The following is a 20642-nucleotide window of genomic DNA, read 5'->3' on the forward strand; positions in this document are numbered from 1 at the left end:
GGCGCGGTCCTCGACCTCTTCCGGAGAGCGTCCGTGAGGCCCGATACGGTCCTCCGCCTCCTCCGGAGAGCACGCGTGAGACCCCCTGCCGTCCTCCGCCCCCTCCTTCGGGGAGGGCGCGTGAGGGCCGGCACCGTGACCGTCGGCGCCGTCCGCGCGGCCGCCCTGCTCCTCGGTCTCACCGCCCTCGGCGCCACCCTCCGGCACGGCGTCGAGCAGCCCGGCAACGCCCTCGCCTTCGGCACCCTCGTCGCCCTCGGCGAACTGGCCCGCTGGGGCGCCGCCCCCGGCGAGCGGGAACCCGCGCCGCTCGCCGCCGCCGGAGCCCTCGCGTACGCCCTGCTCGGGCAGAGCGCCGGGAACGCCACCACCCACGGCGTCCTCCAGACCGTCGCCGTCGTCAGCGCCGCGGGCCTCGCCGGGATCCTCCCCCACCTCGCCCGGGGCCGCGGCCCGGACCCCGACCACCTCGCCCGCCGCGTCCTCGCCGTCGGCTTCGCCGCGCTCTGCTTCCAGCCCCTCTACAACTCCGGCGCCGTCGTCCGGCACCTCGGCGAGGGCCCCCCGTACGCCCTCTTCCTCGGGCTCCTGCTCGTCCTCACCGCCCTGTGCGACGCCGTCCTCGCCGCCCTCGTGCTCCACGCCCGCACGGTCCCCCGTAGCGCCCTGCGGCGCACGGGAGGTACCCCCATCCCGTACGGACCCCTCCTCCGCGACGAGCTGCGCGCCCTCCTCGGCATCGGCTCCGCCGTCTGCGCCACCGGCGCGGTCATGGCCCTCGGCGTCGCCGCCGCCGGGCTGTGGGCCCTGCCCGTGCTCGCCGTCCCCCTCCTGCTCACCCAGGTCTCCCACCGGCGGTACGAGGCCGTGCGCACCGTCAACCGGCAGACCATCGCCTCCCTCGCGCGGGCGACCGAGGTCGCCGGCTGCACCCCGCCCGGCCACGCCCGCCGGGTCGCCGTCCTCAGCGCGGCCGTCGGACGCGAGCTGGGCCTCTCCGGGGCCGAGCTGACCGTCCTCGAACACGCGGCGCTCATGCACGACATCGGCCAACTCTCCCTGGCCGACCCGGTCGAGGGCGGCGCCACCGCCCTCCTGCCGGCCGAGGAGCAGCGCCGGATCGCCCTCCTGGGCGGCGAGGTCGTCCGCAGGACCGGGGTCCCGCCGGCCGTCGCCGTGATCGTCGAGCGGCAGGCCGACCCGTACCGCGAGCAGCCGCTGCCCGCCCGGATCGTCCGGACCGTGAACGCCTACGACGACCTGACGAGTGCCGGGCCGGGAACCGGGGCAGGAGGGGGAGCGGGAGCCGCGCTCGACGCCCTGGAGCGGCTCCGGCTCGGCACCGCCCGCGACCACCACCCGGACGTGGTCGAGTGCCTGGCCAGGGTCCTGGCCCGGGGCGGGACCCCGGGATGACCCCGGTCGTCCCTGGGTAACCCATGGGTAATGAGCGCGCGTCCGACCGGGCATGGTTGGATGCGAACAAGAGGGTGAAGCGACCGGCAGGCGGGAATCGTGAAGATCTTCGGGAAGGTACGGCATCGGCCCTCCGCCTCGTGGCGGCAGGCCACCGACCGCGCGTTCACGCTGATCGGCGACGGCCGGTACGAGGACGCGGGCGCGCTCCTGACGCGCGCGGCGGACCTGGAGCCCTGGCTCTCCGAGTCCTGGTTCAACCTGGCGCTGCTGCACAAGTTCCGGCACGACTGGGAGCAGGCCCGCGCCGCCGGGCTGCGCGCGGTCGCCCTGCTCGACAAGGAGACCGGCGCTCCCGACTGGTGGAACGTCGGCATCGCCGCCACCGCGCTCCAGGACTGGCCGCTGGCCCGCCGCGCCTGGCAGGCGTACGGACTGCGGGTGCCCGGGGCCGCCTCCGGCACGGGCGAGCCCGCCGGCATGGACCTGGGCAGCGCCGCCGTCCGGCTCTCGCCCGAGGGCGAGGCCGAGGTCGTGTGGGGCCGCCGGCTCGACCCGGCCCGGATGGAGGTCCTCTCCATCCCGCTGCCGTCCTCCGGGCGCCGCTGGGGCGAGGTCGTCCTCCACGACGGCGTGCCGAACGGCGAGCGGACCACCACCGCCGGGCCCTCCTACCCGGTCTTCGACGAGATCGAGCTGTGGGCGCCCTCGCCCGTCCCCACCTGGGTGGTCCTCCTGGAGGCCGCCACCGAGGCCGACCGGGACGCCCTGGAGCAGCTGGCCGCGGAGGCGGGCTTCGCCGCCGAGGACTGGTCGTCCTCCGTGCGGCTGCTCTGCCGCGCCTGTTCGGAGTCGACCATGCCGAGCGCCGAGGGCGAGGGCGAGCACTCCGACCCGCACGACCACAGCGAGCCGGGTCACCCCGGGCCGCTCGGCCACCGCTCGCCCGGCGAGCTGTGGGTGCCGGAGCGGGAGTGCGGCATCGCGGCCCCGGCCGGGCTCGTGCGCGGGCTCCTCGACGGCTGGGTGGCGGACAGCCCGGACAGCCGCGAGTGGCGGGATCTCGAAGAGGTCTGCTGAGCGGGTCCCGCCCTTCCCCGTAGGCTGTCCTCCGACGGAATCGGGTTTTCAGGAAGGCGCGGCCGGACATGGCGCAGCAGGAGACGGACGAGCAGACGCAGATCAACGACGGCTTCGTCGTGGACACGGAGGACTGCGAGGCGCGCGAACTCGCCCACCGTGAACGCGGCAAGGCCCGACCGATCACGGTCGTCGGCAACCCCGTGCTGCACAGGGAGTGCAAGGACGTCACCGCGTTCGACGACGAGCTCGCGGCCCTGATCGACGACATGTTCGCCAGCCAGAAGGCCGCCGAGGGCGTGGGCCTGGCCGCGAACCAGATCGGCGTGGACCTCAAGGTCTTCGTCTACGACTGCCCGGACGACGAGGGCGTCCGGCACACCGGCGTCGTGATCAACCCGGTCCTCCAGGAGCTCCCGGCGGACCGCCGCGTCCTGGACGAGTCCAACGAGGGCTGCCTCTCCGTGCCGACCGCCTACGCCGAGCTGGCCCGCCCGGACTACGCCGAGGTCCACGGCCGGGACGCGCAGGGCAACCCGATCAAGGTGCGCGGCACCGGCTACTTCGCCCGCTGCCTCCAGCACGAGACGGACCACCTGTACGGCCGCCTCTACATCGACCGCCTCTCCAAGCGTGACCGCAAGGACGCCCTGCGCCAGATGGAGGAGGGCACCCCGCGCTACGAGACGGTCCCGAACGACTGATCCACGTACGTCCTAGAAGTCCTCGTCCAGGTCCACCGAGCCCTCGACCGCCACCTGGTAGGCGGACGGGCGGCGCTCGAAGAAGTTGGTCAGTTCCTGGACGCCCTGGAGCTCCATGAAGGAGAACGGGTTCTCCGAGCCGTACACCGGGGCGAACCCGAGGCGCTGGAGGCGCTGGTCGGCGACGCACTGGAGGTACTCGCGCATCGACTCGGTGTTCATGCCCGGCAGGCCGTCGCCGCACAGGTCGCGGCCGAACTGGAGCTCCGCCTCCACGGCCTCCCGCAGCATGTCGGTGACCTGCCGCTGGAGCTCGTCGTCGAAGAGGTCCGGCTCCTCCTTGCGGACGGTGTCCACGACCTCGAAGGCGAAGTTCATGTGCATCGTCTCGTCGCGGAAGACCCAGTTGGTACCGGTCGCCAGGCCGTGCAGCAGGCCCCGGGACCGGAACCAGTACACGTAGGCGAAGGCGCCGTAGAAGAACAGGCCCTCGATGCAGGCGGCGAAGCAGATCAGGTTCAGCAGGAAGCGGCGGCGGTCGGCCTTGGTCTCCAGGCGCTCGATCTTCTCGACCGAGTCCATCCAGCGGAAGCAGAACTGCGCCTTCTCGCGGATGGAGGGGATCTCCTCGACGGCGTCGAACGCGGCGGCGCGGTCGTCCGGGTCGGGCAGGTAGGTGTCGAGCAGCGTCAGGTAGAACTGGACGTGCACGGCCTCCTCGAAGAGCTGCCGCGAGAGGTAGAGGCGCGCTTCGGGGGAGTTGATGTGCTTGTAGAGCGTCAGGACCAGGTTGTTCGACACGATCGAGTCGCCCGTCGCGAAGAAGGCGACCAGGCGGCCGATCATGTGCTGCTCACCGGGGGTGAGCTTGGCGAGGTCGGCGACGTCCGAGTGGAGGTCGACCTCCTCGACGGTCCAGGTGTTCTTGATGGCGTCCCGGTAGCGCTCGTAGAAGTCCGGGTAGCGCATGGGACGGAGGGTGAGTTCGAAGCCCGGGTCGAGGAGGTTCTTGGAGTCAGGGGTGTCGGCACGCAGTGCCGTCGTTGAGGGGCGGCGGTCGGGCGACGGGAGGGCGGAGCTCATTACTGGCAGGCCTCGCAGGACTCGGGGTTTTCCAGGGAGCAGGCGACCGCGTCGGGGTCGGCGGCCTGCTGGACGGGGATGGGCGCGGCGGCGGCCGTCGACGCCTGGGCGGCGCGGGCGATCCGGGTGGCCGGGCGGGAGCGCAGGTAGTACGTCGTCTTCAGGCCCTGCTTCCAGGCGTACGCGTACATCGACGACAGCTTGCCGATGGTGGGCGTCTCCAGGAACAGGTTCAGCGACTGCGACTGGTCCAGGAACGGGGTGCGGGCGGCGGCCATGTCGATCAGGCCGCGCTGCGGGATCTCCCAGGCCGTGCGGTACAGGTCGCGCACCTCGGCCGGCACCCAGGTGAAGCCCTGCACCGAGCCGTTGGAGTCGCGCAGCGCCTCGCGGGTCTGCGCGTCCCACACGCCGAGCCTCTTCAGCTCGTCGACCAGGTACGAGTTGACCTGGAGGAACTCGCCCGACAGCGTCTCGCGCTTGAACAGGTTGGAGACCTGCGGCTCGATGCACTCGTACACGCCGGCGATCGAGGCGATCGTCGCGGTCGGCGCGATGGCGAGGAGGAGGCTGTTGCGCATGCCGACGGCGGCGATCCGCTCGCGCAGGGCCGTCCAGCGCTCCGGCCAGTTCGGCTCGACGTCGTAGTGGTCGGGGTGCAGCACGCCACGGGCCGCGCGGGTCTTCTCCCAGGCCGGGAGCGGGCCGTTGCGCTCGGCCAGGTCGGCGGAGGCCTCGTACGCGGCCAGCATGATCCGCTCGGCGATGCGGGTGGAGAGCGCCCGTGCCTCGGGGGAGTCGAAGGGCAGCTTCAGCTGGAAGAAGACGTCCTGGAGGCCCATGGCGCCCAGACCGACCGGACGCCAGCGGGAGTTGGAGCGGCCCGCCTGCTCGGTCGGGTAGAAGTTGATGTCCACGACCCGGTCGAGGAAGGTGACGGCCGTGCGGACGGTCGCGTCCAGACGCTCCCAGTCGATGTCCGAACCGACCACGAACGCGCCGAGGTTGACCGAGCCCAGGTTGCAGACCGCGGTCTCGCCGTCGTCGGTGACCTCCAGGATCTCGGTGCAGAGGTTGGAGGAGTGGACGGTGTGGCCGGGCTCGGCGGTCTGGTTGGCCGTCCGGTTGGAGGCGTCCTTGAAGGTCATCCAGCCGTTGCCGGTCTGGGCCAGGGTCCGCATCATCCGGCCGTACAGGTCGCGGGCCGGCATCGTCTTGCGGGCCAGGCCGGCCGCCTCGGCCCCGCGGTAGGCGGCGTCGAACTCGTCGCCCCACAGGTCCACCAGCTCGGGCACGTCCGAGGGGGAGAACAGCGACCAGTCGGCGTCGGCGTTCACGCGGCGCATGAACTCGTCCGGGATCCAGTGCGCCAGGTTCAGGTTGTGCGTGCGGCGCTGGTCCTCGCCCGTGTTGTCGCGGAGCTCCAGGAACTCCTCGATGTCCGCGTGCCAGGTCTCCAGGTAGACGGCGGCGGCGCCCTTGCGGCGGCCGCCCTGGTTCACGGCGGCGACGGAGGCGTCGAGGGTCTTCAGGAACGGCACGATGCCGTTGGAGTGCCCGTTGGTGCCCCGGATCAGCGAACCGCGGGCGCGGATGCGGGAGTACGAGAGGCCGATGCCGCCCGCGTGCTTGGAGAGGCGCGCGACCTGGTGGTAGCGGTCGTAGATGGAGTCCAGCTCGTCCTGCGGGGAGTCCAGGAGGTAGCAGGAGGACATCTGCGGGTGGCGGGTGCCGGAGTTGAAGAGCGTGGGGGAGGACGGCAGGTAGTCCAGCCGGCTCATCAGGCCGTACAGCGCGGTCACTTCGTCGAGCGCGCGGACGCTCTCGTCCTCGGCCAGGCCGCAGGCGACGCGCAGCATGAAGTGCTGCGGGGTCTCGATCACCTTGCGGGTGATCGGGTGGCGCAGCAGGTAGCGCGAGTAGAGGGTCCGCAGGCCGAAGTAGCCGAAGCGGTCGTCGCCGGCCCGGTCGATCGTGGCGTCGAGGCGGTCGGCGTGCAGTGCGGCGAACCCGGCGGTGCGGTCGGCGATCAGGCCCTCGCGGTGGCCGACGGCCACCGAGGAGGAGAAGTTCACCGAGCCCTGGGAGGCGGCCTCGTCCGCGATGGTGATCGTGAGGAGCCGGGCGGCGAGCCGGGAGTACGCCGGGTCCTCGGCGATCAGTCCGGCGGCCGCCTCGGTGGCCAGCTCGCGCAGCTCCGCCTCGTCCGCGGCGGCGCTACGGCCGCGGAGCGCGGCGGCGGCGACCTTGCCGGGGTCGGTGTCGGGGAGATCGGCGGTGAGGTCGGTCAGGGTCCGCAGCAGTACGGTCCCGGGGCCGTCGCTCTCGACCGCGGAAGCCTCGGCCGAAGCCGGATCGGCGGGCGCGATGGTCACGTGGGGGCTCTCCCTCGCTCGGCTCGGGGCCTCGGCGGGGGAAGGGCGGACGGGCGGGCGTCCACGCACGACGCACCGCGTCCACCGGCCCACTCCGCGAGGCCCGGACGTCTGTGGCACCCGGAACGGAAGGACCGGGCGCACCGTCGGCAGGTGTTCGGACTCACCTCGGACGAAACCGCACGAAGTACACCGTTGCGGGACAGTTCCGGATTCGCGCCGGATTCCCCTGCGTCGACAGCGAGGACGAGCATACATGTGGGGGGTGCCGCTCATGGCACCCCCCACATGTTGTGTCGCCCCCCGGAGGGGAGTTGGGCTCAGAACTCCAGGGAATAGGTGCGCAGAGAGTGATCGGGGATCGGCTCCCAGTCCCGGTGCGGAGTGCGGACGAAGCCCGTCCGCTCGTAGAGCCGGTGCGCCGCGACCATCCCGGCGGCCGTGGAGAGCACGATCCGGGCGCATCCCGGGAGGGCCCGGGCCCGGTCGACGCAGGTCCGTACGAGCGCTTCCCCGACGCCCCGGCCGCGGGCCTCCCGGGCGACCACGAGCATCCGGAACTCGGCCTCGCCGGGCACGGCGATGTCGGCCCACGGGGTGCCGCCCCGGGCGAACGTCACGCCGCCGATGATCCGGCCCGCCGCGTCCCGGGTGTCCTCCGCGACGAGGACCTCGCTCTCGCGGGCCCGCCGCGCGGTGTCCCGCAGCACCCCCAGATAGAAGTCGTCGGCCCCGTGTGCCAGCAGTCCGTCGTCCAGATAGGTGCGCCCGGTCAGTTCGCCGAGCACCTCGTACTCCTCGGGCCGTACCGCCCTGATCGTGAAGTCCATGGGGGAAGTGTGCCCGCCGGGGACGCGGCGGGGCCCGGGACCTCCTGGTGGAGGACCCGGGCCCTTTTCCGTGCGGGTGGCGTCAGTGGGTGGGCGCGGTGACCTTCTCCATCTCGACCTGTACGCCGGGGTCGCCGGCGTCGGCCGTGTAGTCCGACGGGGAGGTCTCGTCGATGCCCTCGGGGGCCTTGAGGGCCTTGAGGACGAAGGTGAGGACGACGGTGACCACGACGTTGAGGACGAAGGCGGTGAGACCGATGTAGCCGATCTCGCCGATGCCGGGGATCTCGGCGGAGGAGCCGCCGAAGTGCTTCTGGGTCGGGCTGGCGACGCCGTAGGCGGCGAGCGTGCCGTAGGCCATGCCGACCGCCCAGCCGGCGAGCAGCGCCCAGCGGTGGAACCAGCGGGTGAACAGGCCGCCGACCAGGGCCGGGAAGGTCTGGAGGATCCAGATGCCGCCCAGGAGCTGGAAGTTGATGGCGACCGTCTTGTCCATGGTGAGGACGAAGGCGAGGGCGCCGACCTTCACCAGGAGCGAGACGATCTTGGAGACCTTGGTCTCCTGCGCCGGGGTCGCGTCCTTCTTGATGAAGTCCTTGTAGATGTTCCTCGTGAAGAGGTTGGCCGCGGCGATGGACATGATCGCGGCCGGGACGAGCGCGCCGATGCCGATCGCGGCGAACGCGACGCCCGCGAACCAGTCCGGGAACATGGTCTCGAAGAGCTGCGGGATGGCGAGCTGGCCGTTCTTCACCTGGATCCCGGCGGCGATCGCCATGAAGCCCAGCAGCGCGAGCAGGCCCAGCATCAGCGAGTACAGCGGCAGGATCGTGGTGTTGCGGCGGATGACCTCGCGGCTCCGGGACGACAGCGTCGCCGTGATGGAGTGCGGGTACATGAAGAGCGCGAGCGCCGAGCCGAGCGCGAGCGTCGCGTACGTCCACTGGCCGGCCTCGCCGGGCACGAGCGCGCCGCGCGGCTTTCCGGTCGCCGGGTTGGTCTGCGCGTACGCCTCGCCCGCCTTGGCGAAGATCTCGTCGAAGCCGCCCAGCTTGATCGGGATGTAGATGATCGCCACCGCGATGACGATGTAGATCAGGGTGTCCTTGACGAAGGCGATGAGCGCGGGGGCGCGCAGGCCCGAGGAGTACGTGTAGGCCGCGAGGACGCCGAAGGCGATGAGCAGCGGCAGGTCCTTGACGAACCAGTGCGTGGTCTCGCCGCCGCCGACGCCCATCACGTCCAGGACGGCCTGGATGCCGACCAGCTGGAGCGCGATGTACGGCATGGTGGCGAGGATGCCAGTGACCGCCACCGCCAGCGACAGGGCCTTGGAGCCGAAGCGGCCCCGGACGAAGTCGGAGGTGGTCACGTACCCGTGCTTGTGCGAGACCGACCACAGGCGGGGCAGGAAGGTGAAGATCAGCGGGTAGACCAGAATCGTGTACGGCACCGCGAAGAAGCCCGCCGCGCCCGCCGCGTAGATGGCCGCCGGGACGGCGACGAAGGTGTACGCGGTGTAGAGGTCGCCGCCGAGCAGGAACCAGGTCACCCAGGTGCCGAAGGACCGGCCGCCCAGGCCCCACTCGTCGAGACTCTGCTCGTTCTCGGCCTTGCGCCAGCGCGCGGCCAGGAAGCCCATGACCGTCACGGCCACGAAGAAGAAGACGAAGACGCCCAGCGCCACGCCGTTCACGCCGTCCTTCATCGCGCGTCACCCCCCTTGCGGGACCGCTGGTCCCGCTGCCACAGCTTGTACGCGATCATGGTGAGCGCGGTGGAGACCAGCACCCAGAGCATCTGGTACCAGTAGAAGAAGGGGATGCCGGCGAAGAGGGGCTCGACCTTCGCGTAGGAGCCCACCCAGAGCATCGCCGCGAACGGGGCGACGAGACAGAGCGCGATCACCACCCGCGCGGGGGTGATGGTCGGTTGTTTCCCTTGTGTCACTTCTGACATGGCGATTCCGTCCCCTCACTGATCACCTCGGTAATGCTGGGGAAATCTAGGGGACGCGTCCGTCTCATGGAACCCCCGTCCGCATAACGGATGTGTTTTGTCGGAAGCGGTCCTCCTCGGTCGCCCGCGGCGCCGCCGGGCGGGAATACGACATTCCCGGAAACGCGAAACGGCCGCACCCGCCGGGGGGTACGGCCGTCGCGCGCGATTCCGCGCGGTCGCTCAGTCGTGGGGGCGCCGGAGACGGGCCACGAACTTGTACCGGTCGCCGCGGTAGACGGACCGCACCCACTCCACCGGCTCGCCCTGCGCGTCCAGCGAGTGGCGGGAGAGCATCAGCATCGGCAGGCCCACGTCCGTACCGAGCAGTCCGGCCTCGCGCGGGGTGGCGAGGGAGGTCTCGATGGTCTCCTCGGCCTCGGCGAGGTGCACGTCGTAGACCTCGGCGAGGGCGGTGTAGAGCGAGGTGTACTTGACGAGCGAGCGGCGCAGGGCCGGGAAGCGCTTCGCCGACAGATGGGTGGTCTCGATCGCCATCGGCTCCCCGCTGGCGAGCCGCAGGCGCTCGATGCGGAGCACCCGGCCGCCGGCCGAGATGTCGAGCAGCCCGGCGAGGGTGTCGTCGGCGGTGACGTAGCCGATGTCGAGGAGCTGCGAGGTGGGCTCCAGGCCCTGGGCGCGCATGTCCTCGGTGTACGAGGTGAGTTGCAGCGCCTGGGAGACCTTGGGCTTGGCGACGAAGGTGCCCTTGCCCTGGATGCGCTCCAGGCGTCCCTCGACGACCAGCTCCTGGAGGGCCTGGCGCACGGTGGTGCGGGAGGTGTCGAACTCGGCGGCCAGCGTCCGCTCCGGCGGGACCGGCGTGCCGGGCGGCAGGGTCTCGGTCATGTCGAGCAAGTGCCGCTTCAGCCGGTAGTACTTGGGCACGCGCGCGGTACGGGTGGGCGTCCCGCTCTCTGTCTCCGTGCTGCCCGCGTCCGTGGCCATGGCCTGCCTTCCCGACTCCTGTGCTGTTGCCGTCACCGGCTCCTCCGTCTGTCGCGGCTCACATGGTGGCACGCTTCGGTGCCGCCACGGTTTCTCCTGCCGATCCGTGCCGCTTCGGTGGGGCGTGGGTGAGGCGTCGGCGAGGAGGAGACGTCCCCCTGCTTCTTATACACCGTGATATCCCCCGTTGGTCTAGGCCATTCCGGTCGAGAGGTGAGAGGCTTCTTCCGGCGGAACGGAGGGGATCCTGCGGTCCGCCGGGGCGCGCGCGGCGTGTTCGGGAGGGCGGCGACTGGCGTGAATCCGGCGGTCGTGGCCGGACCTCGACCAGGTGTCGGTCCGATAACGGACGCCCATACCCGTCTTGCGCACCCTTGACACCCAAAAAGGTCTAGGCCAAGCTCCGAGTACTGGTCTAAACCATTAAAGACCAGGTCCCAGCCCCACGAGCATTACCCGACGTATGTCTTCGCGCGGTGGGCAGGGGGGTTGCAGGCATCCCTGAGGAGGGTGGCGTGAAGCGCAAGCTCATCGCGGCGATCGGCGTCGCGGGCATGATGGTCTCCATCGCTGCATGTGGTTCCGACAGCGACAAGGCCGACGACGGCGGCAAGGGCACGGCCGGGGGCGACAAGACCCTGACCGTCTGGGTGATGGACGGTTCCGCCCCGGACGCCTGGATGACCGAGCTGAACAAGGCCTTCGAGGCCAAGCACCCGGGCGTCAAGGTCAAGGTCGAGAAGCAGGTCTGGAACGGCATCCAGGAGAAGGTCACCACCGCCCTCTCCGAGGACACCCCGCCGGACGTCCTGGAGCTCGGCAACACCCAGACCGCCGGTTACGCGGTCACCGGTGGCCTCGCCGACCTGACCGCCGACAAGGCCACGCTCGGCTACGACGGCTGGAACAAGGGCATGGTCGCCTCCAACGAGTTGGACGGCAAGCTCTACTCCGCCCCGTGGTACGCCGCCAGCCGTGTCGTCATCTACGACAAGGCCGCCTACAAGAAGGCCGGCGTCACCCCGCCGAAGACCCGCGCCGAGTGGATCGCGGGCCTGAAGAAGCTCAAGGCCGCCGACCCGAAGTCGCAGGCGATCTACCTGCCCGGCCAGTCCTGGTACGTCCTCGCCGGCCTCATCTGGGACGAGGGCAGCGACCTCGCGGTCAAGGACGGCGACAAGTGGAAGGGCAACCTGTCCTCCCCCGAGGCCGTCAACGCCATGAACTTCTACAAGGAGCTGGCGTCCTACTCCACCGCTCCGAAGGACAAGGACGAGGCGACCCCGCAGCAGTCCACCGACGTCGTTCCCAAGGGCGGCGTGTCGTCCTGGATCGGTCTCGGCTGGGAGGCCGGCGGCGCGATCGACGCCATCAAGAAGGCCGGCAAGACGGCCGACTTCGGCTACTTCCCGATCCCGGGCAAGACGGCCGACAAGCCGGGCTCCGTCTTCCTCGGCGGCTCCAACCTCGCCATCGCCGAGCGCTCCCAGAACAAGGAGCTCGCGAAGGAGTGGCTGGCCCTCGCCGCCGGCAAGGAGTACATGACGAAGTACGCCGCCGCCACCGAGGGCGCGCTGCTTCCGAACACCGACGCCGCGCAGTTCAAGCCGGCCGCCAGCTCCTTCGCCGAGGCCATGGCCGCCTCCTCCGTCTCCGGCAAGGTCACCCCGGTGACCCCGGGCTGGGCGAACGTCGAGACCGCCCCCAACCCGATCAAGGACTACATGAGCAAGGTCCTGAAGGGCGAGGACGCCAAGGCCGCCGCCGAGGCCGCCGACAAGGTCATCAACGAGCGCATCAACCAGCAGTGATCCGCGACCCCGGTGGTGCGGCCGTGCGACACCGGCCGCACCACCGGGGTTCCGCAGCGACCAGTGGCCCGCTCCCCAGGGCCGCGACCCGGTGGGCGCGGGAGCCCCAAGACCGCGAGGAATAAGACCATGACCGTGGACTCCCCGGGGACGGCGGCCGCCGTCACCCAGGACGCGCCCGGAAGGGCGGCAGGGACGTCTCAGACTCCCCCGCCGGCCTCTTCCGGCCCGAAGGAAGTCCTTCAGCCCTCGCGCGGGAGACGCTCCCTCCCCAGCGGGCTGCTGCCGTACCTGCTCGTCGCACCGGCCCTGCTCACGATGGCCGGACTGCTCCTCTACCCGCTGATCCGCAATGTGATCCTCTCCTTCCAGTCGCTCAACCGGAAGGAGTTCATCACCCGCGAGACGGTGTGGACGGGCTTCGACAACTACACCAACCTGCTGGGCGACTCGCAGTTCTGGACCGTCGCCCTCCGCTCCGCCGTCTTCACCGCCGTCAACGTCGTGCTCATCATGGTCATAGGCACCGGCATCGGCCTGCTCCTCGACCGCCTGGGCAAGAAGATGCGGCTGGTGCTCTCGCTGTCCCTCGTCCTCGCGTGGGCCATGCCGATCGTCGCCTCCGTGACCGTCTTCCGCTGGCTCTTCGACGAGCAGTTCGGCGTCGCCAACTGGATGATGCGCACGCTCGGCTTCTCCGGCTACGAGCAGCACAACTGGTTCGAGACCGGCTTCTCGACCCTCACCATCTCCCTGATCCTGCTGGTATGGGGCTCCATCCCCTTCGTCGCCCTCAACATGTACGCCGCCCTGACGACCGTCGGCACCGAGCTGTACGAGGCGGCCAAGATGGACGGCGCGAGCGGCTGGCGGACCTTCTGGGCCGTGGTCTTCCCGAACCTGAAGTCCTTCTTCATGATCACCACGTTCCTGGAGATCATCTGGATCTTCAAGGCGTTCACGCAGGTCTACGCGATGAACCTGGGCGGCCCCAACCGCGCCTCGGAGACCCTCCCCGTCTTCGCCTACATCGAGGGCGTCGGCCAGTTCCACTACGGCGTCGCCGCGGCCATCTCGGTCCTCACGATCGTGATGCTCGTCGCGATCATGTCCTTCTACTTCCGCCTGATCCTGAAGGAGGAGGACGAGCTGTGAGCGCCACCGCCCCCGCCCCCGCCCCGCAGAACGCCGCCGCCCCGCTGGGCGTCCCGGCCTCCGCCCCGCAGAAGCTGCGCACCCGCAAGAAGCTCACGGCCGGCGCGGTCGTCAAGAACGTCACCGCGCTCGTCGTCGCGGCCGTCTTCGTCTTCCCCGTCTACTGGATGTTCTCGTCCTCGCTGAAGCCGCAGCACGAGATCCTGACGAAGGACCCGGTCTTCCTCTTCAAGCCGACCCTGGAGAACTACGGCACCTCCACCGGCGTCGACCTGTTCTGGACCTACGTCCGCAACAGCCTCACCGTCACCCTCGGCGCCGTGCTCCTCGCCCTCCTGGTCGCCCTCGCCGCGAGCTTCGCGCTCGCCAGGATGAGGTTCAGGGGCCGCAAGGGCATCATCCTCGTCGTGATGATGGCGCAGATGGCCCCCTGGGAGGTCATGGTCATCGCGATGTACATGATCTCGCGCGAGAACGACCTGCTGAACAGCATCCCGATGCTCACCGCGATCTACTTCGTGATGGTCCTGCCCTTCACCATCTGGACCCTGCGCGGCTTCATCGCCGCCGTCCCGGTGGAGCTGGAGGAGGCCGCCCAGATCGACGGCTGCACCCGCGGCCAGGCGTTCCGCAAGGTCATCTTCCCGCTGCTCGCCCCGGGTCTGATGTCGACCTCGATCTTCGGCTTCATCACGGCCTGGAACGAGTTCGCGATGATCCTCATGCTCAACAAGGACCGGGAGTCGCAGACCCTGACCCGCTGGCTGACCGAGTTCCAGACCGCCTTCGGCAGTGACTGGGGCGCCACCATGGCCGCCTCGACCCTCTTCGCGCTCCCCGTGCTGATCGTCTTCATCTTCGTCCAGCGCAAGGCCGTCGGCGGCATGACCGCCGGCGCGGTGAAGGGATAACGGATCCCCATGACGACACTGGTACACGGCTCGGACACCCTGACCCGCGACGCGCTCACGGTCCTCCAGCCCGGCTTCGTCGGCACCACCGCCCCCGACTGGCTGCTCCGCCGCATCGGCGAGGGCCTGTCGTCGGTCGGCCTCTTCGGCCGGAACATCGTCACCCCCGAGCAGCTCACCGCGCTCACCGCGCAGCTGAGGGCCGAGCGGGACGACGTCCTCGTCGCCATCGACGAGGAGGGCGGCGACGTCACCCGCCTGGAGGTCAAGCAGGGCTCGTCCTTCCCCGGCAACTACGCCCTCGGCAGCGTCGACGACGTCGAGCTCACCCGGGCCGTGGCCCGCGAGCTCGGCCGCCGGCTGGCGCGGTGCGGGGTGGACCTCAACTGGGCCCCCTCCGCCGACGTCAACTCCAACGCCGAGAACCCGGTCATCGGCGTCCGGTCCTTCGGGCCGGACCCGGACCTGGTCGCCCGGCACACCGTGGCGTACGTCGACGGCCTCCAGGGCGTCGGGGTCGCGGCCTGCACGAAGCACTTCCCCGGGCACGGCGACACCAACGTCGACTCGCACGACGCGCTGCCCCGTATCGATGTGGACCTCGCCACACTGCACGCTCGTGAGCTGGTGCCTTTCCGCGCGGCCGTCGCCGCGGGTACCAAAGCGGTCATGAGCGCGCATATCCTTCTGTCCGCGCTCGACCCGCACCGTCCGGCCACCCTGAGCCCCCAGATCCTCACCGGTCTGCTGCGCCAGGAGCTGGGCTTCGAGGGGCTGATCGTCACCGACGGCATGGAGATGCAGGCCGTCTCGGCGACGTACGGCATCGAGCGCGGATCCGTCCTCGCCATCGCCGCGGGCGCCGACGCCATCTGCGTCGGCGGCGGGCTGTGCGACGAGGACACCGTGCTGCGACTGCGCGACGCGCTCGTCAACGCGGTGCGGACCGGTGAACTGCCCGAGGAGCGGCTGGCCGACGCCGCGGCGCGCGTGCGCGCCCTGGCGACCTGGACCCAGGCGCACCGGGCCAGGGGGGCTTCGGTGCCGGGCGCGGCAGTGCAGGAGGGGACCGCGCCCGGCGCCGAGATCGGTCTCGTCGCCGCCCGCCGGGCCCTGCGGGTGACCCGCGGGGAGCGTCCGTACACCCCGATCACCGGCGCCCCCTACGTGGCCGCCTTCACCCCGGTCGCGAACTTCGCCGTCGGCGACGAGACCCCCTGGGGGATCGCCGCGGAGCTGGAGCGCCTGCTGCCCGGCACGGAGACCGGCTCGTACGACGAGACCTCCGCGGACTCCGTCCTCGCCGCCGCCGGGGAGCGACGCGTCGTGGCGGTCGTACGGGACCTCCACCGGCACCAGTGGATGATCCGGGCCCTCGACGGCCTGCTCGCGGCCCGCCCCGACACCGTCGTGGTCGAGATGGGCCTCAACGAGGCGGAGCCCCGCGGGGCCCTGCACATCGCCACGCACGGCGCGGCCCGGGTCTGCGGCCGAGCCGCCGCCGAGGCCGTCGTCGGAACCGGCGCCTGACGGCCGCCCGTACGCCTCGTACGGGAAGGGGCCCGGCACCCGTCTTCGGGTGCCGGGCCCCTTCGCGCCGTCGCCGGGGGTTCGGGGCGGTTCAGATGCCCTGCCAGGCGGGCTTGGCGGCGAAGGTGTGGCGGAAGTAGTCCGCGAGCTTCAGCTTGGAGGCGGCGGCCTCGTCCACGACGACCGTGGCGTGCGGGTGCAGCTGGAGCGCGGAGGCCGGCACGAGCGCCGCCACCGGGCCCTCGACGGTCTGCGCCACGGCCTCGGCCTTGCCCTCGCCGGTGGCGAGCAGCACCAGGTGGCGGGCCTCCAGGATGGTGCCGATGCCCTGGGTGATGACGTGGTGCGGCACCTGCTCGATGTCGTCGTCGAAGAAGCGCGCGTTGTCCACCCGGGTCTGCTCGGTGAGCGTCTTGATCCGGGTCCGGGAGGCGAGCGAGGAGCACGGCTCGTTGAAGCCGATGTGCCCGTCGGTGCCGATGCCGAGGATCTGCAGGTCCACGCCGCCGGCGTCGCGCAGGGCCCGGTCGTAGTCCTCGCAGGCCGCCTGCACGTCCTCGGCGGAGCCGTCGGGGCCCATGAAGGCCTCGGGGGAGAGCCCGAGCGGCTCGACGACCTGCCGGAGCACGGTGGAGCGGTACGACTCCGGGTGCCCGGCGGGAAGGCCGACGTACTCGTCCAGCTGGGCGATCCGGGCCCGCGAGGCGTCCACCGACCCGGCCCGGACCCGGGCGGTCAGGGCGTCGTAGATGGGCAGCGGAGTCGAGCCGGTGGCCACGCCGAGCAGCGCGTCGGGCTTGCGGCGCAGGAGGTCGGCGATGCCGTCCGCGATGAGCTCTCCGCCCGCCTCGGCGTCCTTGACGATGACAACTTCCACGCTGTGCCTGCCGATCTGGTGAGGGGCTGGGAAGGGGTCCGGTGGTATAGACCAATCTAGGGTCAAATCTAGCAGAGGAGAGGCTCCCCTCCCATGCCGTTCCGCCCCCCGGACGGCCCCGCTCCCATCGTCTGCCGCCCCTGCCCCCTCAGCCACTCGGGCCCCGGGCGCGCGGCCCGGGGGAGCGGGTCGTGCCCCGAGGCGGGTGGGGAAGGACGGGCCGCTCCCGTGCCCGCGACGGGGTGACGGCGGAGGGGCTCGCGGCCGTGGCGGAGGCGGCGATGCGCGCCTGGCCGACGGAGAGGGCGGGGGAGAAGGGAGAAGCGGGGGAGCAGGGCCCGGGCGGGGGAGCAGTACCTCGGCGGCGGTCCCGGCGCCGTCCCGGCGAGGGGCCCGGAAACACCCGCGGGCCGCGGCGCCCGGCGGGACCCTCAGCCCGCCCGGCACCGCAGCCCGGAGTTGCTCGGCCGGGGGTGTGCGGTCCCTCGGCCGTGTGGGAGGTCTCGACGCAGTCAGGGCAGAGAGCGTCGGGTACCTCGTTCCACCCTCCTGTGCGGGGAGGATGGAGGCTCGTTGCGTTCATTGTGGACTAGACCATTCTTGTCTGTCCATCCACGGGAACGCGGTCCTTCTCGGCCCATACTCCAACACGCGGCCCCGGAGATCCAGGTTCACCGCCCCTGAATTCCGCGGGTACGCTCGCACCGTGCCCTCCATGAACGACCTCGTACGCCAGCACACCGCCCTGAGCGACTCCGACCTCGAGTGGCTCCACCTGCTGGTGTCGGAGTGGCAGCTGCTCTCCGACCTCTCCTTCGCCGACCTCGTCCTCTGGGTCCCCACCCTCGACGGCACGCGGTACGTCTCCGTCGCGCAGATGCGGCCGAACACCGGTCCCACCTCCTACCAGGACGACATGGTCGGCCACCTGGTCCCGCGCGGCCGGCGCCCGCTGCTCGACGCCGCCCTCGACGAGGGGCGGATCGTGCGCGAGGGCGACCCGGAGTGGCGCGAGGAGGTCCCGGTGCGGGTCGAGTCGATCCCGGTGCGGCGCGAGGGCCGGGTCCTCGGCGTCATCGCCCGCAACACCAACCTGCTGACCGTCCGCACCCCCTCCCGCCTGGAGCTCACCTACCTCCAGTCGGCCTCCGACCTCGCCCAGATGATCGCCGCCGGAACGTTTCCCTTCTCCGGCGAGCAGGTCGACATGGACTCCTCGCCCCGTGCCGGCGACGGCCTCGTCCGCCTGGACGCGGAGGGTGTCGTCCAGTACGCCTCGCCCAACGCCCTCTCCGCCTACCACCGCCTCGGCCTCGCCGCCGACCTCGTCGGCCAGCACCTCGGCCAGATCACCGCCGAACTCGCGCCCTCGCGCGGCCCGGTGGACGAGGCCCTGGTCACCCTGGCCTCCGGCTACGCGCCGCGCGAGTTCGAGGTCGAGGGCAACGGCGGGGTGATCCAGCTGCGGGCGATCCCGCTCAAGCCCAAGGGCACCCGCATCGGTTCGCTCGTCCTGCTCCGGGACGTCACCGAACTGCGCCGCCGGGAGCGCGAGTTGATCACCAAGGACGCCACCATCCGGGAGATCCACCACCGGGTGAAGAACAACCTCCAGACGGTGGCCGCCCTGCTCCGCCTCCAGGCCCGCCGAATGGACTCCGACCGGGGCCGCGAGGCCCTCAACGAGGCCGTGCGGCGCGTCGGTTCGATCGCCATCGTCCATGAGACGCTGTCCCAGAACCTGGACGAGCGGGTGGAGTTCGACGAGATCGCCGACCGCGTCATCGCGATGGTCGCCGAGATCTCTCCGGGCAAGGTCACCTGCCGGCGCAACGGCCGCTTCGGGATCCTCGACGCCGAGGTCGCCACCCCGCTCTCCATGGTCCTGACCGAGGTCCTGCAGAACGCCCTGGAGCACGCCTTCGCGCAGGGGGAGCAGGGTACGGTCGAGGTCTCCGCCGTCCGCGGCGAGGCCCGGACCGACGCCCGTCTCCTCATCACGGTCAAGGACGACGGCTGCGGCCTGCCCGAGGGCTTCGACCCGCAGCGGGCCGGAAACCTCGGCCTTCAGATCGTACGGACCCTGGTGGAGGGGGAGTTGGGCGGAACCTTCGACATGCTGCCGGGCGACGGGCGCGGCACGAAGGTGGTCCTCGACATTCCCGTACAGCCCCAGAAGTGATCTCTCCGCCGGAACGCCGCCGGAACGCCGGCGGAGCACGCGGGGGACATGGCAGCGAGCCCCGGACCGAAGGAAATCGGTCCGGGGCTCGAATGCTGTGGGTTACTGCTGCGCGCTGCGACTCGAGGGCGGTGATTGCACACGCGATGTGTGCGCCGCTCGCCTGAGGCTGTAAGTGGGGCGTCAGGCGCTGGCGTTGCGCGCCCGGTTGCGAGCGGCACGGCGCTTCATCGCGCGGCGCTCGTCCTCGCTGAGGCCACCCCAGACGCCGGAGTCCTGGCCGGACTCGAGCGCCCACTGCAGGCACTGCTCCATGACGGGGCAGCGGCGGCAGACGGCCTTGGCTTCCTCGATCTGCAGCAGCGCAGGACCGGTGTTGCCGATGGGGAAGAACAGCTCGGGGTCTTCCTCACGACAAACGGCGTTGTGACGCCAGTCCATGGCTGCTACCTCTCTTGGTATTACGTGCAGGTTGCTTGTGAATGTGAACGCTTTCACGAATCCCTCCGCAAGGGAAGGGCCGACTGCCAGATGAACTGGTGTGGTCCTTGGACTGAGGAGGGGTTCTGGCTTTCAGTGGAGGCCGGTCTTGCGGGCCGTCCCGATCGCCAAGAAGAGACTCGCAAACCTCGGCAGCGGATACAACCCCTTCTGGAAAGTTTTTTTTGATTCCTCGGTGTCGGCTAGGTCACAGCCGTACTTCTTAGGGGTGGATGCGCGCCTAAACGTTCGAGTGAAAGGACTTTGGCCCCTTCCACTCACACAATCACACGCAGTGCACGGCGAACGCCTGTGAACGTCACGCTCGTACGCAGTCCGAGGTGGTCTCCGTCCATCTGGAGGGGGAGAGGGACCTTCGAATGCAAGGTGAAGTCGGTCAGATCGTGCAGGGAAACCGCGTGCCTGCCGCGCGGCCCGCGCTCCGGGGACGAAGTGAGCAACTGGGTGGCATACCGGGCGACCGCGGGGGTAGAGAGACGCCTCAGCCCGAGCACGTCCAGCGCGGTCTCGAAGGAGGCCTCCGGGGACGCGTACACGGGACGATTGCCCAGGTAGGTCCAGGGAGAGGTGTTGCAGATTATGGAGAGGACCAGGTCCTCGACCGGCTCCGCGCCCGGGCGCTCCAGGGTGATGGTGCCGTGTCGGCGGTTCGTCTCCCCCAGGAACTGGCGCACCACCTGGCGCAGATAGAGGGCGTGCGTGGATCTCTTCCCGCGCTCCCGCTGCTGTTCGACCCGGCCGATGACGCTCGCGTCGAAACCGAGGCCGGCGCAGAAGGTGAACCAGCGGGACGGCACCGACTCGTCCTCCGTGCCCGGCGTCCCGGAGGCGAGACCGAGGCTCACCGTGCGTGTCCGCTCCTCACGCAGCGCGTCGAGCAGGGCGCCGGTCGCCTCCACGGCGTCGTTCGGCAGTCCGAGGGCACGGGCGAAGACGTTGGTCGACCCGCCGGGGACGATCGCGAGGTCCGGCAGCCGGTCCGGATCGGGCCCGCCGTGCAGCAGGCCGTTGACCACCTCGTTGACCGTGCCGTCCCCGCCGAGGGCCACGACCAGGTCGACGTTCCCGCCCTCGGCGGCCCGTCGTCCCAGGTCATGCGCGTGTCCGCGGTACTCGGTGGTGACCGCCTCCAGCTTCATCTCGCTGGCGAGCGCGTGGATGAGGACGTCACGGGTGCGGGCACTGGTGGTGGTGGCTGCCGGGTTGACCACGAGAAGTGCGCGCATGGTCGCCAGCGTACC

General features: G+C 70.8%; 17 protein-coding genes and 1 riboswitch. Of the genes, 8 read left to right on the top strand and 9 right to left on the bottom strand.

Going from position 1 to position 20642, the window contains the following annotated elements; all coding sequences use genetic code 11:
* The first annotated feature begins 120 nt into the window (after positions 1-120).
* From ACFY7E_RS04170 to def, 3 genes are all read left to right on the top strand, one after another.
* Positions 121-1416 carry an HD-GYP domain-containing protein gene (locus ACFY7E_RS04170; protein ID WP_389480519.1) on the top strand — a complete coding sequence of 432 codons (1296 nt, stop codon included), beginning with the start codon at positions 121-123 and terminating at the stop codon, positions 1414-1416.
* 99 nt (positions 1417-1515) lie between these two features.
* Positions 1516-2496 (top strand): hypothetical protein, encoded by a 981-nt coding sequence (locus tag ACFY7E_RS04175; RefSeq protein WP_125658568.1) that lies wholly within the window; start codon positions 1516-1518, stop codon positions 2494-2496.
* Between the two features lie 68 nt (positions 2497-2564).
* The gene (gene def, locus ACFY7E_RS04180; protein WP_383446519.1) at positions 2565-3200 is read left to right on the top strand and encodes a peptide deformylase; all 636 of its coding nucleotides are present in this window, start codon (positions 2565-2567) and stop codon (positions 3198-3200) included.
* A gap of 12 nt (positions 3201-3212) precedes the next feature.
* On the opposite strand, the gene ACFY7E_RS04185 is transcribed toward def, so the two are convergent.
* The 6 genes from ACFY7E_RS04185 to ACFY7E_RS04210 all read right to left on the bottom strand — a co-directional run bounded on the left by ACFY7E_RS04185 (position 3213) and on the right by ACFY7E_RS04210 (position 10434).
* The gene (locus tag ACFY7E_RS04185; protein WP_389480522.1) at positions 3213-4283 is read right to left on the bottom strand and encodes a ribonucleotide-diphosphate reductase subunit beta; all 1071 of its coding nucleotides are present in this window, start codon (positions 4281-4283) and stop codon (positions 3213-3215) included.
* A complete protein-coding gene (locus tag ACFY7E_RS04190) occupies positions 4283-6658 on the bottom strand; it encodes a ribonucleoside-diphosphate reductase subunit alpha (protein ID WP_389480524.1) in 2376 nt (791 codons plus the stop codon). The genes ACFY7E_RS04185 and ACFY7E_RS04190 overlap by 1 nt, the downstream gene beginning before the upstream one ends.
* 130 nt (positions 6659-6788) lie before the next feature.
* A riboswitch (cobalamin riboswitch) is annotated at positions 6789-6929 on the bottom strand.
* 49 nt (positions 6930-6978) lie between these two features.
* Positions 6979-7488 carry a GNAT family N-acetyltransferase gene (locus ACFY7E_RS04195; RefSeq protein WP_389480526.1) on the bottom strand — a complete coding sequence of 170 codons (510 nt, stop codon included), beginning with the start codon at positions 7486-7488 and terminating at the stop codon, positions 6979-6981.
* Between the two features lie 82 nt (positions 7489-7570).
* Entirely contained in the window at positions 7571-9196 is a 1626-nt protein-coding gene (gene mctP / locus ACFY7E_RS04200) for a monocarboxylate uptake permease MctP (RefSeq protein WP_389480529.1), read from the bottom strand.
* On the bottom strand, positions 9193-9447 hold the full coding sequence (locus ACFY7E_RS04205) for a DUF3311 domain-containing protein (RefSeq protein WP_389480532.1): 255 nt from the start codon (positions 9445-9447) through the stop codon (positions 9193-9195). Before ACFY7E_RS04205 ends, mctP begins: the two co-directional genes overlap by 4 nt.
* Before the next feature lie 222 nt (positions 9448-9669).
* Positions 9670-10434: a GntR family transcriptional regulator gene (locus ACFY7E_RS04210; protein WP_125658612.1), complete on the bottom strand. Its 765-nt coding sequence runs from the start codon at positions 10432-10434 to the stop codon at positions 9670-9672.
* A 515-nt stretch (positions 10435-10949) separates the two neighbouring features.
* Here ACFY7E_RS04210 and ACFY7E_RS04215 point away from each other — a divergent pair.
* From ACFY7E_RS04215 to ACFY7E_RS04230, 4 genes are all read left to right on the top strand, one after another.
* Positions 10950-12245, top strand: a complete 1296-nt coding sequence (locus tag ACFY7E_RS04215) for an extracellular solute-binding protein (protein WP_389480534.1) — start codon at positions 10950-10952, stop codon at positions 12243-12245.
* Positions 12246-12374: 129 nt separating this feature from the next.
* A complete protein-coding gene (locus ACFY7E_RS04220; protein WP_365541263.1) occupies positions 12375-13400 on the top strand; it encodes a sugar ABC transporter permease in 1026 nt (341 codons plus the stop codon).
* A gap of 74 nt (positions 13401-13474) precedes the next feature.
* Positions 13475-14311, top strand: a complete 837-nt coding sequence (locus ACFY7E_RS04225) for a carbohydrate ABC transporter permease (protein WP_389481041.1) — start codon at positions 13475-13477, stop codon at positions 14309-14311.
* 9 nt (positions 14312-14320) lie between these two features.
* Positions 14321-15841: a glycoside hydrolase family 3 protein gene (locus tag ACFY7E_RS04230; protein WP_389480537.1), complete on the top strand. Its 1521-nt coding sequence runs from the start codon at positions 14321-14323 to the stop codon at positions 15839-15841.
* A 91-nt stretch (positions 15842-15932) separates the two neighbouring features.
* Here the strand turns inward: ACFY7E_RS04230 and nagB are convergent, their stop codons facing one another.
* The gene (nagB, locus tag ACFY7E_RS04235; RefSeq protein ID WP_383437157.1) at positions 15933-16718 is read right to left on the bottom strand and encodes a glucosamine-6-phosphate deaminase; all 786 of its coding nucleotides are present in this window, start codon (positions 16716-16718) and stop codon (positions 15933-15935) included.
* Between the two features lie 715 nt (positions 16719-17433).
* Here nagB and ACFY7E_RS04240 point away from each other — a divergent pair.
* Positions 17434-18900, top strand: a complete 1467-nt coding sequence (locus tag ACFY7E_RS04240) for a sensor histidine kinase (protein WP_383437160.1) — start codon at positions 17434-17436, stop codon at positions 18898-18900.
* A 183-nt stretch (positions 18901-19083) separates the two neighbouring features.
* Here ACFY7E_RS04240 and ACFY7E_RS04245 read toward each other — a convergent pair whose 3' ends face one another.
* Positions 19084-19341: a WhiB family transcriptional regulator gene (locus ACFY7E_RS04245; RefSeq protein WP_003953983.1), complete on the bottom strand. Its 258-nt coding sequence runs from the start codon at positions 19339-19341 to the stop codon at positions 19084-19086.
* Positions 19342-19658: 317 nt separating this feature from the next.
* Positions 19659-20627, bottom strand: a complete 969-nt coding sequence (locus ACFY7E_RS04250; protein WP_389480539.1) for a diacylglycerol/lipid kinase family protein — start codon at positions 20625-20627, stop codon at positions 19659-19661.
* Between the last annotated feature and the right edge of the window lie 15 nt (positions 20628-20642).

This window comes from Streptomyces sp. NPDC012825, from assembly GCF_042900925.1.
Classification (GTDB): Bacteria; Actinomycetota; Actinomycetes; order Streptomycetales; family Streptomycetaceae; genus Streptomyces.